Raw genomic sequence first — 15465 nt, forward strand, 5'->3', positions numbered from 1 at the left:
GTACAACTGCCGACTGCTGGGGCCCGGAGCCCTATGGGACCGGGCCCCAGCCGTCAGTAAAACCAACGCTGGAGTTCAGCTGCCTGCCGGAACTTCCTGACCGGATTCTTCCAGCGACCTGCGGTGCAGCACGCGCTTTTCCTGCTTTTTGATTTCCGGCTCATTCATCCTGAGCATCGCGTACATGGGGGCTGCAACGAAGACCGTGGTGAGGGTTCCCATGATGATTCCCACAAACAGTGCGAGCGACAGATCCCGCAGTGTACCGGCGCCCAGCAGCAACGCTCCGATGAACAGGATGGACGCAACGGGCAAAACAGCTACCACGGAGGTGTTGATCGAGCGTACCAGGGTCTGGTTCACGGCCAGATTAACCTGTTCGCCGAAGGTCCGCTTGGTGGAGACGTCTAGATCAGCGGTGTTTTCCCGCACCTTGTCGAACACCACCACTGTGTCGTACAGCGAGTAGCTCAGAATTGTGAGGAAGCCGATCACCGCAGATGGTGTCACCTCAAAATCGCTGAGCGAGTAGATCCCGGCGGTCACGATCATCACCACCACCAGCGCGGTCATCGCCGCCACCGACATTTTCCAGGTTCGGAAGTAAAACGCCATGAGGACGGCGGCAAGAGCCACAAAGACAATCAAGCCGACAATTGCCTGACGGCTGACATCCTCACCCCACGTGGGCCCCACAAAGTTGGATGTTACATCCTCAGCGGTGACGTCGTAGGCGCCGATCAGGGCATCCCGGACGCTCAGCGTCTCATCGTCGCTCAACCGCTCCGTCTGAACCCTCATCGTCTGGGGCGCAATGTTGGTGACGCGCGGGACCGCCTCCGGCACCACATTTGTCACAGCCTGCTCACCGGCCGTGATGTCCGTGTCCTGGACATTGGACACGGTGAACTCGGAGCCGCCGCGGAAGTCGATGCCCAGGTTGAATCCACCCTTGACAACCGGAATGAGCAGCGAGAGCAGGACTGCGGCACCTGCAATCAGGAACCAGAGTTTGCGCTTCTCCACAAATCCGTAGGAGCGCTTGCCGGAGTAGAGCTCGTTTCCAAAATTGGAAAAACTGAAGCGGCTCATGAGTTGTCCTCTTCCTTTGAGCCCTGGCCACGCGCGGCCATGGCCTTCTGTTGCTCGGCTTCCTGTTGAGCCAGGCGCCGTTCGGCAATGGTCTGACGACGCTGGGCTTCACCGGCTGCTGCCGATTTGCGCCCCCGTGGGTCGTCCTCCTCGAGTTTCTCCACCGGACGGTGGCGCACGCGTCCGGCTCCCCGGTAGAACGGCAGCACGCCAAGCTTCGCCGGATCCAGGCCGGACCAGCGGTGGCCCTCGCCGAAGAAGCGGGTCTTTGCCATCAGGCGCAGCATCGGATGGGTGAACAGGAAGACCACAATGAGGTCCGCAACCGCGGTCAGTCCCAGGGTGAAGGCAAAGCCACGCACGTTGCCAACGGCAACGAAGTAGAGGACGACGGCGGCAAGGAGGTTGACTGCCTTGGACGCCAGAACCGTCCGCTTGGCTCGCCGCCAGCCGTTTTCCACGGCGGAAACCAAGCCGCGTCCGTCGCGCAGTTCATCCCTGATGCGTTCGAAGTACACGATGAAGGAGTCCGCGGTCTGGCCGATGGCGACAATCAGTCCGGCCACCCCGGCGAGCGAGAGGCGGTAGTTCTCGGTCCAACCGAGTATGCAGATGGCCAGGTAGGTAAGTACGCCCGCAACCACCAGGGAGCTAATGGTGAGGAGGCCGAGCATCCGGTACTGGAAAAGGGAATACACAGCCACGAGGATGAGGCCGATAATTCCCGCAATCATTCCGAGCCTCAGTTGGTCGGCGCCCAGTGTGGCGGAAATCTGCTGCTCGCTCTGGATCTCAAAGCTGATCGGCAGCGCACCGTATTTGAGTTGTTCAGCCAACGCTGCAGCGGATTCCTCAGTGAAGTTTCCGCTGATCTGCGGGCGCCCATCCGGAATCACCACGTTGGTTGTGGGTGCCGACACAATGGTTCCATCGAGCACAATGGCGAACTGATTCCGTGGGTCCCCCTGTTGGAAGGCGAAGAGCCGTTCGGTGACTTCCCGGAACTTTTCGCTTCCTTCGGAATCGAATTGGATGTTCACAACCCACTGGTTGAGGGACTGCCCCTGCGCCCCACGGGCCATGCCGTAGTCTGCCGAGTCGATCTGGGTGCCCATGACTTCCACTGGACCCAGGATGTACTTTCCCTGCGTGCCTGGATCGCACGCCACCATGGGCAGGTCGGGTGGCGCGGGCTCAGTCGCAGGTGCGAGTGCTTCCGGACTTGTGCAGTCGGTTGCCTCGAATTCCTGGAGTACTTCAGCGGTGATCCAGTTGGGATCACTGGCGTCGGTGGGTTCAGCCGTGGGCGTCGGCAGTTCTTCCTCCGGTGTTGGTGTCTCCGCGGCTGGGGCCTGCCCCGCACCGCCCATGAGGACCGGACGAAACTCCATTTGGGCCGACGCCTGAATGAGTTCGCGGGTCTCCGCATCCGGAACACCCGGAAGGGAAACGATCACGTTCTGCCCGGACTGGGTGCTGATTTCCGCTTCTGCCACACCGCTGCCGTCCACACGCTGGCGGATGATTTCGACGGCCTGGTCCAGTTGCTCAGGGGTGATTTCCTCGCCGCCGCCCTGGACCTCTGGGGCCAGAATCATCTGGGTGCCGCCTTCAAGGTCAAGCGCGAGCTTGGGGACCCAACTGGCATTGCTCCACAGGGAACCACCACCCAACAGAATTGCTAGAAGCGCGAAAAGTACGCCCAGCCAAACGAGGGTGCGTTTGGCGGCCGAACCTGGGCCGGTACGTGGCATGGTGGGTCGATCCTTTGAGTCGGTAATATCGCGCGGTGCTGATCTCCGGATGAGGCCGCGGCCTCATCCGGGCAGGCGCTACTTGTCTTTGTCGTTTGTATCCCGCGCGTTGTCACGGTTCAGGCGGTCAAGGGTCTCATCCGCCGTTTCCTTCGACGTCCGGTCGGGGTCCGCAGCCGGACGATCAGGGCTCTCAGCCGGGCGATCGGTATCGGTGATCGATGACGCATCGTCCGGAACGGCAGGCGCTTCCTCGTCGCTGGCCGCCGGCTCCTGCGTGACAACCTTGCTCAGGGTCTGCGAATGCACTGTTGCGGTGGTACCCGGGGAGATCTCGATAAGGGCCTTGTTGTTCTCTTCGTCCACGGAAAGAATGGTTCCGAAGAGGCCAAAATTTGTCATCACTTCGGTGCCTGGAACCATTTGCGTGCGCTGCTGAGCGACCTGCTGCTTCATCTTCCGGTTCTTCCTGAACATCATGAAAATCAGCAGCGCCAGGGCAACCGGAAGGAGTAGGGAGAAAATGTCGAACGGCGGCGCTTCGGTCGACGTTCCGGTCTCGGCCAATACTTGTACGAACACAGAAAAGTTCCGTTTCTATATCTGGGGGCAACGGCGGAACAGCTCCTTCAAAGGAACGTTCCTCCGCTGATTTCCGCGGCGCAGTCCGCATGGCTCATCTTCCCGGTATCAGCGAAGGGGCCACGCGTCTGTGCCACACGTCATATCAGTGTAAAGGGAACCAGGGTGGTAGGTGTACTAACCCTCGTTCTGCGCCCAGTCCGGAACATTATTGTTGTCATCCTGATACACCGAAAAAAGGTCCTCCGGCATCGCCGCGGCCACTGTGGGTGGCATGGCAAGGCCAAGATGGGACCAGGCTGCGGCCGTGGCAATGCGCCCACGTGGTGTCCTGCCGAGCATTCCCTCCCGGACAAGATACGGTTCGGCGACTGTCTCGACAGTTTCCGGTTCCTCCCCCACGGCGATTGCCAGCGTTGACAGGCCTACCGGTCCGCCATTGAATTTGGTGATCAGCGCGGTCAGCACAGCCCGGTCCAGCCGGTCCAGCCCTTTCGCGTCCACCTCGTACATGTCCAACGCCGATCCGGCGCAACTAGCGTCAATGAGGTCCACTGAATGGACCAGTGCCCAGTCGCGGACCCGGCGCAGTAAGCGGTTGGCAATTCGCGGAGTTCCCCTGGATCGTCCGGCAACTTCGGAGAAAGCTGCGGAATTGACCCTCATGTCCATCAGCATTGCGGACCGTCGGAGCACCAGTTCCAGTTCTTCAGTGGAATAGAACTCAAGGTGTCCGGTAAACCCAAACCTGTCCCGCAATGGTCCTGGGAGCAATCCGGCACGTGTGGTCGCTCCCACGAGCGTAAAGGGGGGCAACTCCAGCGGTATGGCTGTTGCACCGGGTCCCTTGCCCACAATGATGTCAACCCGGAAATCCTCCATGGCCATGTAGAGCATTTCCTCAGCAGGACGGGACATCCGGTGGATCTCGTCGAGGAAGAGCACTTCCCCTTCAGTCAGGGAGGAAAGTATTGCCGCAAGATCCCCTGCGTGCTGGATGGCAGGACCGGAACTGATCCTCAGGGGTGCGTTCATTTCGCCGGCAATGATCATTGCCAACGTGGTCTTTCCCAGTCCCGGAGGGCCGGACAGCAGGACGTGGTCGGCGCTGCGGCCGCGCATCCTCGACGCTTCCAGGACAAGTGACAGCTGCCGGCGGACCCGCTGCTGGCCAACAAAGTCATTGAGGTTCTTCGGCCGCAGGGCGGCCTCCACGGCGCGGTCCTCGGGGTCCCCCGCGGGGGAAACGAGCGGTGCGTCTTCCGGAATCGCGGGACTCATCAGCCCGCCATTGACCGGGCCGACGCGCGGGCACCGTCCTGGCCGAGCCGCCTGAGCGTCAGCTTGAGAATCTGGCCGACATCTCCCCCGGCCGCTACCTCGGGGGCGTCCTCCACCGCGGCGTCGATGGCTGCGCCCGCATCCTTCTCCGACCACCCGAGGCCCATCATCGCCGCGAGCACCTGTCCCTGCCACTGGCTCTTGGCTGGTGTTCCCGTCCCGGTTTGCAGCGGCACAAGCTTGTCTGCGAGCTCAAGCACAATCCGTCTTGCCCCCTTAGGCCCAATGCCCGGTACCTTGCTGAACGCCTTGTCGTCGCCCGAAGACGCCGCAACCCTAATGGCCTCCGGGGTGTGGACAGCGAGCACGGCCAACCCGAGCCGCGGACCGACGCCGCTGACTCCGATCAGGGTTTCAAAGACTTCACGTTGCTCCGCGTCCTCAAACCCGAAGAGGGTCATGGAATCCTCGCGGACAATCATGGCGGTGAAAACCTGCGCCTCGCTCCCCATCCGCAGACTGGACAGGGTTTGAGGTGTGGCCTGGATCTGCATCCCGAATCCATTGACATCCAGCACGGCCGAGTGCAGTCCGACATGGCTCACCGTGCCGCGGAGGGAACTAATCATTCGCTTCGGCTCCAAACATTTGCTTCAATTTACTTCCGAACATATCTACGAACCAGCGTACGGCCCGCCGCTGACATTACGGGCGCGCCACACCGAAGGTCTCCGCGCCTCACCGGGTGCGCCGCCTGGACTTGGCTTCCGCCTCCGCCCACATGCGCTGCGCCGGAGTCAGTCCCCCGTCACCGCCCTGCGTCTGTGGTGCCACGGCACCCCTCCGCCAGGCGTGGGTGATGGCGAGAGCCAACGCATCAGCAGCGTCTGCAGGCTTGGGCGGTGTGTCGAGCCGGAGGATCTTGGTCACCATTTTTGTCACCGCAGCCTTATCAGACTGCCCGTTTCCGGTGACTGCCGCTTTCACTTCGGTGGGCGTGTGGAGGGCCACAGCGATCCCGCGCCGTGCGGCCGCCGCGATCACCACGCCGGATGCCTGGGCCGTGCCCATGACGGTACTGACATTGAGCTGGCTGAAAACCCGCTCGACGGCAAGAACATCGGGAGAGTGAGAGTCGAGCCAGGTTTCCACGGAATCCAAGATCATCAGCAGGCGCTGATCGAGGCCGTGGTCAGCAGGAGTGCCGACCACTCCCACCGCGACGAGGGTGGCACGGCGGTTGGGCTCAACATCAACCACGGCGAGCCCGCACCGCGTCAACCCTGGATCGACACCCATGACGCGGATTGTCACAGGCGGGCACCCCGGTCAAGGTGCCTAATCGTCGCTCTCCAGCTCGGCGAGGACTTCCTCGCTGAGGTCGGCGTTGGAGAACACGTTCTGCACGTCATCGAGTTCCTCCAATGCGTCCACAAGCTTTAGGAACTTCCGTGCGGCATCGGCGTCGAGGTCAACCTGCATGGACGGGACAAACTCGGCCTCGTCGGTCTCATACTCGATGCCGGCTTCTTCAAGTCCGGTGACCACCGCACGGAGATCCTGCGGTTCCGAGATGACCTCGAAATTATCTCCGGTCTCCTTGACCTCATCAGCACCGGCGTCCAGCACGGCGACCAACACGTCGTCCTCTGAGAGGCCGTTCCGGGGCAGCGTCACAACACCTTTGCGGGTGAAGAGGTAGGCAACCGATCCCGGATCGGCCATCGAGCCGCCGTTGCGGGTCACGCCCAGCCGCACCTCGGACGCGGCGCGGTTCTTGTTGTCTGTAAGGCATTCGATCAGCAGCGCCGATCCCTGCGGGCCGCGCGCCTCGTACATGATGGTCTGGTAGTCGACCGCATCTCCGAGCAGCCCTGCTCCGCGCTTGACCGCACGGTTGATGTTGTCAATCGGCACCGAAGTCTTCTTGGCTTTTTGCACCGCGAGTTCCAGCCCCGGGTTGCCGGCCATATCGGCGCCCCCGGCCTTGGCCGCAACTTCGATGTTCTTGATCAGCTTGGCAAACGACTTTGCACGTTTGGCGTCAATCGCGGCCTTCTTGTGCTTGGTGGTTGCCCATTTAGAGTGCCCCGACATGCGTTGCCCTTCTTTCTGAAATCATCGATAAAAACAGTTCATGGATCCGGTGCTCGCCGGTGACTTCAGGGTGAAAACTGGTGGCGAGGAGGTTTCCTGAACGGACTGCAACAATTCTAGCGACCGTGTGCGGTTCAGGTCCGGCAGCCCCACCGTGCTCCGCGGGCGGGGTGTCTCCGGCCTCAACCTGCGCCAGGATCTGGACGGATTCCCCGACACTTTCCACCCAGGGCGCGCGGATGAACACCGCATGAACGGGTGCGCCGCCGTCGTTGGTTCCGCGACCGGGCAGACCCGCGAACTCGACGTCCCTCTCGAAGGACTCGCGCTGCCGGCCGAAAGCGTTGCGCCGCACCACAATATCCAGGCCACCGAGGGTCTGCTGCGGGTTGCCCTGGCGGTCCGTCGACGGATCGGCAATCGCATCTGCGAGCATGATCATTCCGGCACAGGAGCCATAGACCGGGAAGCCGCCGCGGATCATCCTGCGCAGAGGTTCCGCCAGTTCAAAGGCCCGGGTCAGCTTGTCCATGGTGGTCGATTCCCCACCAGGAATGATGAGTCCGTCCAGGCCATCAAGTTCAGAGTGTCTCCTCACCGCCGAGGCGATGCCGCCCAGGGATTCCACCACCCGGATATGCTCGCGAACGTCCCCCTGGACCGCAAGCACCCCGACGCGCGCGGCGGTCGAGGAGGATTGGGTGGCGGAGGTCATTGACCCATCCTAATGAACCCCGTCCGCCGGACGACAATTCAGTGATGGCACATAGGTATGGTTAGAGACATGCTTAGTGTTCTAGTCGGCAAAGCCGTGCGCGCTGCCTCACGGCTTCGCGGCGGAGGCTCAGCGCTGCCCGGTCTGGTGGTGGAACGGATTGACCCGGGTTTCATGGGGCGCGCGCTCACGGGCCTGCAGCACGGCGTGGTGGTGGTCAGCGGCACCAACGGCAAAACAACCACCACCAAAATGGTGGTGGAACTTCTTCAGGGCCAGGGCCTTACGGTCTTTACCAACCGCACGGGCAGCAACTTCACCCGCGGCGTCGCGGCAGCCCTGCTGGGCGACGTTGACTGGCGCGGCCGCCTCAAGGCGGATATCGCCGTGCTGGAACTTGATGAGGCACATGCGGTGCACTTCGTCCAGCTGGTGCCTCCAACGCACTGCCTTCTGCTCAACGTGCTGCGCGATCAGCTGGACCGGTTCGGCGAGATCGACAAGACCACCCGCCTCCTGGCACAGATAGCCGCGAAAACCACCGGCACCGTAGTCCTGAACCGGGAGGATCCCAGGGTTGCGTCCATCGCCTCAACGGTGACGGACGCAGCGGTTACCTATTTTGGTCTGGACGAATCGCTGCGCAGCACTTTTCCCAGCGACGACGACCTCCGCGGCAGCGCATCAGTGGCTCCCCCCTCCAGCCTGCCGGCCGACGTCGTGCTTGAGTCTGTTGACGGCAACTCCGCGTCCTTCCTGATCGACGGGACCGCCAGCCGCGTGGAGCTCCGCCTCCGCGGTGTGTACAACATCTTCAATGCTGCGGCCGCCTTGACCATGGCACGGACAGTGCTGGGTGTCGATGCGCGGCCCGCGGCATTGCTTGAGTCCCTTGCCGCCGTCGAGCCGGCATTTGGCCGCGGTGAGTCGCTCGTGGTGGACGGCAACCCGCTGGAGCTGGTGCTGGTCAAGAACCCGAGCGGCTTCCGCCTGGGACTCAAGTCCTTCGACCCGGAAGGCTGCGCCACCATGATCGCCATCAACGACAACTATGCGGATGGCCGGGATATGTCCTGGCTGTGGGATGTGGACTTCGATTCACTGGCTGCAGCCGGTGTGGACATGGTCAGCGGCGTCCGTGCGTACGACATGGCGCTGCGGCTGAAGTACGAGGATGTCCGCACCGCGGCGGTTAACACGGACACGACGGCGGCGCTCGCCTCCTTCATCCGGGCGGCGCAGGGGCGTCCCAAGCGCATCTTCTGCACCTACACCGCCATGCTTGGCATCCGGCGCGACCTGTCCAGGATTACCGATGTGAAGGTGGTGTCATGATGTCCAAAGGCACCATCAACATCCTGCAGCTTTACCCCCGCGAGATGAATATCTACGGGGACTGGGGCAACGTCCTGGTGCTCAAGCAGCGGCTTGTCTGGCACGGTTACGACGCGAACATCCTGGAGCACAACGCCGACGGCGAGTTTCCGGCGGATGTGGATCTCATTGTTGGCGGCGGTGGCCAGGACAGCGGACAGATTGTCATCCAGCAGGATCTGCAGTTAATTGCCCCGCACCTCAGGGCCCTGGCTAAGGACGGTATGCCGATGCTGATAATCTGCGGGCTGTATCAGCTGTTTGGGAACTACTTCAAGACCCATGACGGCACCGTCATTCCCGGAATCGGGGTGCTGGACCTTGAGACGCACGGTGGGACCGAACGTTTGATCGGCAACGTTGTCGCGTCCAGCGATGAGTTTGGCGACGTTCACGGTTACGAGAATCACAGCGGGCAGACCTTCCTCGGTCCCGGTCTGCGGCCGCTGGCGGTTGTCTCCAAGGGTGAGGGAAACAATTCCAAGGAAAACCACGAAGGCGCGCGGCACCTCAACATCGTGGCCAGTTACCTGCATGGTTCGCTGCTGCCGAAGAACCCGGCTATCGCCGACTTCCTGTTGGAAAAGGCCGTGACCCGGAAGTACGGTTCCTTCGAGCCCGGCGACGTGGATGACAGCCTGGCCGAACTGGCCAGACAGCATGCTGGAAGCCGGCCGCGCTGACTACCCGGCGCTAGTCCTCCGGGGATGTTTCCTCAGACACCGACCACGGGTGCGCACCGTCGTCGTCGGCGTCGAAAGTGTTGACCGTTGCCAGCGTGCGGGCCTTGACCGCTTCCTCGTGTTCAGGGGTAGAGCAGCTTCCTGCGGGCTGATCCGGGGCAAGGGAACACCAGCGGTAGGGGTCGCGGACAATCACTGACGGCACCCAAGCCAGGTCATTTACTGTCCACTCGCCCTCGCCGTCCTGGGCAAACTGGGCACGTACGGTGAGTCCCTCATTGTTGACGTCGTAGACCGGCGACAGTTCGGTCACCCCGTTGCCTAGACCATAGACAATCCAGGTGTCGTTGTACTTCTCGATCGGCAGCACCGAGTGGGTATGGTGCCCGTAGATGAAATCCACGGCGCCGCTGTCCGCCAGCGCGTGCGCAATGTCGATCTGCTGCTGGTTGGGCAGCGAAGCGTACTCATCCCCGGCGTGGATGGCTGCGATAACGACGTCGGCGCCCTCCTCACGGGCGCGTTCGGCTTTCGCGATCATCGCCGGAGCGTCGAGCATGTCGACCTGCCACGGGAACTCGGCGATGAGCCCGTTCAGGCCGTAGGTTGCCTCGATGACCGCTACTTTTGCGGCCGGAGTATCGAGGACCATGATGTTCTGTGAGTCCGCTTCGCTGGCGTAGGAACCGGTATGTTCAAGTCCGAGGCCGTCCAGCGTGTCGAGCGTCCGCACCAAACCTTCAGTGCCCGCATCGATTGTGTGGTTGCTAGCAGTGGTGCACGCCTGGTAGCCGACAGCCTTGGCGGCGGTGAGGATCTGCGGCGGGACGTTGAACTGGGGGTAGCCGCTGAACGGGCCCTCCGGAACGGCAACCGGCGTCTCCATGTGGCACAGGGCCAGATCGCTGTTCTCGATGTAGGGACGTTGCCCGGCGAGCAACGGCTCAAAGTCGAGCGTTCCGTTGCCGGTTTCCGCGGCGTCCACAGCGGCCTGGTCCCACAGTTGCGGGTGAACCAGCAGATCGCCCGAGACCAGCACCGAAAAGCACCTCTCGGCCGGGCATTCCGGCCCCTTGCCCGGTGTCGGTTCAGGGGTGGGTTCTTCGGTCGGTTCCTCCGTCATGCTGGGTGGCGGTGCCGCCGTCGTTGGTTCGCTCGCGCTTGAGCTGGGCCCCTGCGTGGTGCGGCCCTCACCGACACCCATGCATCCGGTGCAGGCAAGGACCAGCGCCATGCCGAGCACTGTGCGTGGCCAATCCCGAACGGTGATGCGTCTCACAGTGATCTCCCTTGGCAACGTTTAGTCAATGATAAGTACAGACGCGCTCAATGCGGCCGGGACCTGCTGGTATGGCGTCAATCCATATGGAAGGGTGGTTCCCTATGAGCAACCCTTTCCTGACTCCCAGCACGCTGCCCTATCAACTCCCGCCCTTTGCCCTGATCCGGGACGAGCACTACCTTCCGGCATTCGAGGCGGGGTTCAGCGAGCATCTGGCCGAAATTGACGTCATTGTCGGCAATCCCGACCCGGCTGACTTCGACAACACGATTATTGCCCTGGAACGGGCCGGCCAGACCCTGCGGCGGGCCGCCCTTGTGTTCTACAGCAATTCCTCGTCTCACTCCACCGACGCAATCCAGAAGCTTGAGACGCAGATTGCACCGCGCTACGCGGAGCACGAGGACAATATCCATCTCAACCGCGCGCTCTTTGAGCGGGTCGATGCTGTGCCGGTGGATGGACTCGACGACGAAGCAGCACGGTTGGCGCACGAGTACCGCCAGCGGTTCATCCGGGCCGGCGCACAGCTCGACGACGGCGCACAGCAGCGGCTGCGGGATCTCAACTCGGAGCTCTCCACCCTCAGCACGGAGTTCCAGCAGCGGCTACTGAAGGACACCAATGCCTCGGCGCTCCTCCTTGACGACGTTGCCGAGCTGGACGGGCTTTCACCCGACGATGTCGCGTCGGCAGCCGATGCCGCGGAAGCAGCAGGACATCCGGGAAAACACCTCCTCACCCTGATCCTGCCCACCGCGCAGCCGGCCATGGAATCACTGACCAACCGTGAGACCCGGCGCCGGCTTCACGAAGCGTCAACCGGACGGGGCTTCCGCGACAACGAGGCAAACACGCTTGGCATCGCCGCCCGGATGGCAGCGCTGCGGGCAGAGCGGGCAACCCTGCTGGGCTTCGCCAACCATGCCGAAGCGGCCACCGATGATCAGACCGCGCCATCGCTGGATGCAATCCACTCGATGCTTGGCAAGCTGGCGCCGGCTGCAGTGCGCAACGCGCAGGCCGAGGCCGGGGAACTGGAGACGGAAGCCGGTCATCCCATTGAAGCGTGGGACTGGGCGTTCTATTCGGAAAGGGTCCGCAGAGCGAAATTCGATGTGGACCTTGCCTCCCTGCGCCCGTATTTCGAATTGGAACGGGTTCTCACTGACGGGGTTTTCTTTGCGGCAAACAAGCTCTACGGCCTGACCTTTCACGAGCGGGAGGACCTGCAGGGATACCACCCGGAAGTCCGCGTCTGGGAGGTCCGGGAGGAAGACGGCACCGGTCTAGGGCTCTTCCTGGGCGACTACTACACCAGGGACACCAAGAACGGCGGCGCCTGGATGAACTCCTTCGTGGAGCAGTCCGCGTTGGAGGGGACCCGCGCCGTCGTCATCAATAACCTGAACATTTCCAAACCGCCCGCCGGCGAACCCACCCTCTTGACCTATGATCAGGTGGTCACAACGTTCCACGAGTTTGGCCACGCACTGCACGGCCTGTTTTCCTCGGTTACCTATCCACTGTTTTCGGGGACCAGCGTCCCACGGGACTTTGTGGAGTATCCGTCGCAGGTCAACGAAATGTGGATACTCTGGCCGGAAGTTGTGGCCAACTACGCACGGCACTACAAGACAGGTGATTCCCTTCCGAAGGACACCATCGACAAGTTGATTGCCGCACAGCAGTGGGGTGAGGGATTTGCTACCACCGAGTATCTGGGAGCGGCCCTGCTCGACCTTGCCTGGCATGGAATCGCGCCCGGGACCACCGTCGACGATCCAGCCGCCTTTGAGCAGCGGGCGCTGGCGGAAGCCGGCGTCGATTTCGCGCCGGTTCCACCCCGCTACCGGACCGGTTATTTCAAGCACATCTTCGCGGGCGGATACTCGGCCGCCTACTATGCCTACATCTGGAGTGAAGTGCTCGATGCCGACACCGTTGAATGGTTCAAGTCCTCGGGTGGCCTGACCAGGGAGAACGGCGACCACTTTCGGCAGGAGCTGCTGTCACGGGGTAACAGCTTGGACCCGCTCGAAGCATTCCGCACCTTCCGCGGCCGGGATGCGAGCATCGATCCCCTGCTCGCCCGCCGGGGCCTGGCCTAACCGCCCATGGTGACGATCGCTGGTTGTCAGCGCCTGCAACGCGCCTGGTTTGCTGCGCTGGCAACTGCGACGGGCGGCCGGACGTTCTCCACCCGCGGATGTGATTGGATCTGGCTGCCCGCACGGTCTGAACTCATGCTGATGTTCCCTGAGGAGGTCTCACCGGCAGGGCTGAGACCCGGCCTCGCGGAGGGCGTCCGGTTGGGTGCCACCTCGGTTGGTGCCTGGCTCAACGGCGCCGTCAGAGGCGCAGGGCTGCACGAGTTTGGTTTTGAGACCGGTTGGCAGCCGTGGTGGATGGCCGCTCCGGTGGAGCTTCCAACCGCGTACGACGACGGCGCCGCAACCCTCACCGGAGATGTGCCGGAATACCGTGGTCCCCTTGAGCGCGAGCTTCGGGTGGTGCGCTCGCAACCACGCCAGGCGTGGCACGCACTCTCCCGCGTGGAGGGGCATCCAGCCGGCGCAGCGTACTCCTTCTATCCGGCGGGCGTGAGCGGCCTGCGGGGGTTGGGCGGCATCTTCAATATGGAGGTATTGCCGGAGTTCCAGCGCCGCGGCCTGGGTACTGCCCTGCTCAGCAAAGTGGGCCGGGAGGCAGCGGCAGCCGGAGCCACCCATCTTGCGCTCAACGCCACACCCCAGGGATACGAGCTGTACTCCCGGCGCGGTTTCGACCTGATCGGGCGGGGCCAGACCTACTGGCTGCACCTTCAGTGACGGTATCCTGGAACGGTCATTCTCCCGTGGCGTAGTGCCGCCAGGTGCGCAGCGCCTGATCGGGCGGTGTGCCAAAGAAGGGCTGGGTCAGGGAATCTGGAATGTCCTGTTCCCAGGGTAAATTGTCGGAATCGTCCGCCCACACTGCCTGCAGGGCTCGAAGCCTCTTGCCGTAGGTCGAGTGACCTACCAGCAGGATACCGTTGGGGCTCTCCATGGGTGCCAGGTAGACCCTGCGCTGTTCGAGCTTCAATTCCATCCCAGGCTCCAGGACATGCCGATGGCACAGCACCATGGCGACCATTTCCGAAAGCATGCCGCACGCCTCATCCTGCCGGCGTCCCGCGACGATGATCTCTGGATGACGGAGTTCGGTGAGCCCAACCGAGTAAGAAATCGCAGCCTGATCGATATCGCCCTCTACCGTAACCGCCTGCCACCCGTAGCGGGCAATGTCGAGTTTGGTCTTCTCTTTGATCTGGCGCTTGGACATCCCATTGCATTCATCGCACATTTCATGCTCCCATCTGGATTTTGACTGGTGCGATAAGTCTGAACTCTGCCTCTGACATTCTTGTGCCTCTGACTTCTTCAGCGGCCGGTGCCACTCAGCAGCCATTCAACAGCACCGTCGGTGGCTGCTCCCATGGATTCCACCGTTGCTTTGGTGCGGGAGCGGCTGGCAGCGTCGGCTTCCGTGGATACGCAGGCACCGCCGCCCTCCTCCAGCGCCGCCAGCGCGTCCTGCGATACCGGACACCAGCGGTGCTCCGGGCCGTTCCAGGTAGCCGGCAGCCAGGCGAGTTCCGCCACCTCCCACGCACCGTCGCCGTCGTCGTCGTCGTTCCGACTGAACTGTGCGCGAACCATCAGACCTTCAGTGTTGCGGATATCCGGGGTGGCATGCGCTGCAATGGTGTTGCCCAGCCCGTAGACAATCCAGGTGTCTTTGTACTTCTCGATGGGGAGTACGGAATGGCTGTGATGGCCGTAGATGAGGTCGAATTCTCCACTGTCCACCAAGGCATGGGCGACATCCTGTTGCTGGGGGTTGGCGTAATCGGCGTACTCATCCCCTGCGTGGACTGCGCCTATCACAACGTCGGCTCCCTCCGCACGGGCCTGCTGTGCTTTGTTGATCATCACTGTCGGGTCCAGCAGGTCCACCTGCCAAGGGAACTCCGGGACCAGTCCGTTCAGTGCGTAGGTCCCGGTAATCACGGCGATGTTGGCCACGCCTGCCGGGGCGATCATGACTTCCTCCGCCTCGGCGGCCGTCCGGTAGGACCCTGTGTGGACCAGCCCCTCGGCGTCCAGCGCGTCAAGCGTGCGGTTAAGTCCAGCCGTTCCAGCATCGATGGTGTGGTTGCTCGCGGTGGTGCAGACGTCATACCCAATGTCATTGACTGCCGTGAGTATCTGTGGCGGAACGTTGAAGGAGGGAAAGGCGGCGAAGGGCCCTTCAGGCGACGATACCGGGGTCTCCATGTGACAGATCGCCAGATCGCTGGGAGCGACATAGTCCTGCTGCGCTTCCAGCATGGGGCCGAAATTCAGCTCACCGGCTGCCTCGGCATCCGCTGCCGCCTGATCCCACAGCGCTCCATGGAGCAGCAGGTCGCCGGTCATGACGACTGAGCTGCAGGCTGCCCCCGGACAAGTGGGATCGGATTCTTCTGCCGGCCGGGTTTCTGCGGGCGACGCGGTTGGCTGCACCGACGGCGTGGACGCGGTTGGCGGGGAGACCGACGGCGTGGACGCGGTCGACGGCACC

At 62.6% G+C, this 15465-nt stretch carries 15 protein-coding genes; 4 read left to right on the forward strand and 11 right to left on the reverse strand.

The genetic code is table 11. The features are described 5' to 3' along the window. Positions 1-75: 75 nt before the first annotated feature. From secF to pdxT, 8 genes are all read right to left on the reverse strand, one after another. Positions 76-1092, reverse strand: coding sequence for a protein translocase subunit SecF (gene secF, locus Y708_RS0103385; RefSeq protein ID WP_028278842.1), 1017 nt, complete (start codon positions 1090-1092; stop codon positions 76-78). Next, entirely contained in the window at positions 1089-2846 is a 1758-nt protein-coding gene (secD, locus tag Y708_RS0103390; RefSeq protein ID WP_028278843.1) for a protein translocase subunit SecD, read from the reverse strand. The genes secF and secD overlap by 4 nt, the downstream gene beginning before the upstream one ends. Positions 2847-2924: 78 nt before the next feature. Continuing rightward, positions 2925-3428, reverse strand: coding sequence for a preprotein translocase subunit YajC (locus Y708_RS0103395; protein ID WP_028278844.1), 504 nt, complete (start codon positions 3426-3428; stop codon positions 2925-2927). 177 nt (positions 3429-3605) lie between these two features. After that, on the reverse strand, positions 3606-4709 hold the full coding sequence (gene ruvB, locus Y708_RS0103400; protein ID WP_035775047.1) for a Holliday junction branch migration DNA helicase RuvB: 1104 nt from the start codon (positions 4707-4709) through the stop codon (positions 3606-3608). Then, positions 4709-5338 (reverse strand): Holliday junction branch migration protein RuvA, encoded by a 630-nt coding sequence (gene ruvA, locus Y708_RS0103405; protein WP_028278846.1) that lies wholly within the window; start codon positions 5336-5338, stop codon positions 4709-4711. The genes ruvB and ruvA overlap by 1 nt, the downstream gene beginning before the upstream one ends. Positions 5339-5447: 109 nt before the next feature. Further along, entirely contained in the window at positions 5448-6023 is a 576-nt protein-coding gene (ruvC, locus tag Y708_RS0103410; RefSeq protein WP_028278847.1) for a crossover junction endodeoxyribonuclease RuvC, read from the reverse strand. Between the two features lie 24 nt (positions 6024-6047). Then, a complete protein-coding gene (locus tag Y708_RS0103415; protein WP_028278848.1) occupies positions 6048-6806 on the reverse strand; it encodes a YebC/PmpR family DNA-binding transcriptional regulator in 759 nt (252 codons plus the stop codon). Then, a complete protein-coding gene (gene pdxT / locus Y708_RS0103420; protein WP_028278849.1) occupies positions 6790-7521 on the reverse strand; it encodes a pyridoxal 5'-phosphate synthase glutaminase subunit PdxT in 732 nt (243 codons plus the stop codon). Before pdxT ends, Y708_RS0103415 begins: the two co-directional genes overlap by 17 nt. Before the next feature lie 69 nt (positions 7522-7590). Between pdxT and Y708_RS0103425 the strand changes: the two genes are divergently transcribed. Beyond that, on the forward strand, positions 7591-8856 hold the full coding sequence (locus Y708_RS0103425) for a Mur ligase family protein (RefSeq protein ID WP_028278850.1): 1266 nt from the start codon (positions 7591-7593) through the stop codon (positions 8854-8856). Then, positions 8856-9578, forward strand: a complete 723-nt coding sequence (locus tag Y708_RS0103430; RefSeq protein ID WP_028278851.1) for a type 1 glutamine amidotransferase — start codon at positions 8856-8858, stop codon at positions 9576-9578. The genes Y708_RS0103425 and Y708_RS0103430 overlap by 1 nt, the downstream gene beginning before the upstream one ends. A 10-nt stretch (positions 9579-9588) precedes the next feature. Here Y708_RS0103430 and Y708_RS0103435 read toward each other — a convergent pair whose 3' ends face one another. Beyond that, positions 9589-10701 (reverse strand): CapA family protein, encoded by a 1113-nt coding sequence (locus tag Y708_RS0103435; RefSeq protein WP_253905669.1) that lies wholly within the window; start codon positions 10699-10701, stop codon positions 9589-9591. A 260-nt stretch (positions 10702-10961) separates the two neighbouring features. Here Y708_RS0103435 and Y708_RS0103440 point away from each other — a divergent pair, with 260 nt between their 5' ends. Continuing rightward, positions 10962-12971: a M3 family metallopeptidase gene (locus Y708_RS0103440; protein ID WP_081746439.1), complete on the forward strand. Its 2010-nt coding sequence runs from the start codon at positions 10962-10964 to the stop codon at positions 12969-12971. Positions 12972-12977: 6 nt separating this feature from the next. Beyond that, on the forward strand, positions 12978-13691 hold the full coding sequence (locus tag Y708_RS22545) for a GNAT family N-acetyltransferase (RefSeq protein ID WP_051478506.1): 714 nt from the start codon (positions 12978-12980) through the stop codon (positions 13689-13691). A gap of 16 nt (positions 13692-13707) precedes the next feature. Here Y708_RS22545 and Y708_RS0103450 read toward each other — a convergent pair whose 3' ends face one another. Both Y708_RS0103450 and Y708_RS22550 read right to left on the reverse strand, forming a co-directional pair. Further along, entirely contained in the window at positions 13708-14184 is a 477-nt protein-coding gene (locus Y708_RS0103450; RefSeq protein ID WP_028278854.1) for a DUF4262 domain-containing protein, read from the reverse strand. A gap of 98 nt (positions 14185-14282) precedes the next feature. Then, entirely contained in the window at positions 14283-15320 is a 1038-nt protein-coding gene (locus tag Y708_RS22550; RefSeq protein WP_081746441.1) for a CapA family protein, read from the reverse strand. Positions 15321-15465 lie beyond the last annotated feature (145 nt).

It is taken from the genome of Arthrobacter sp. H5 (assembly GCF_000520595.1).
Taxonomy (GTDB): Bacteria; Actinomycetota; Actinomycetes; order Actinomycetales; family Micrococcaceae; genus Arthrobacter_D.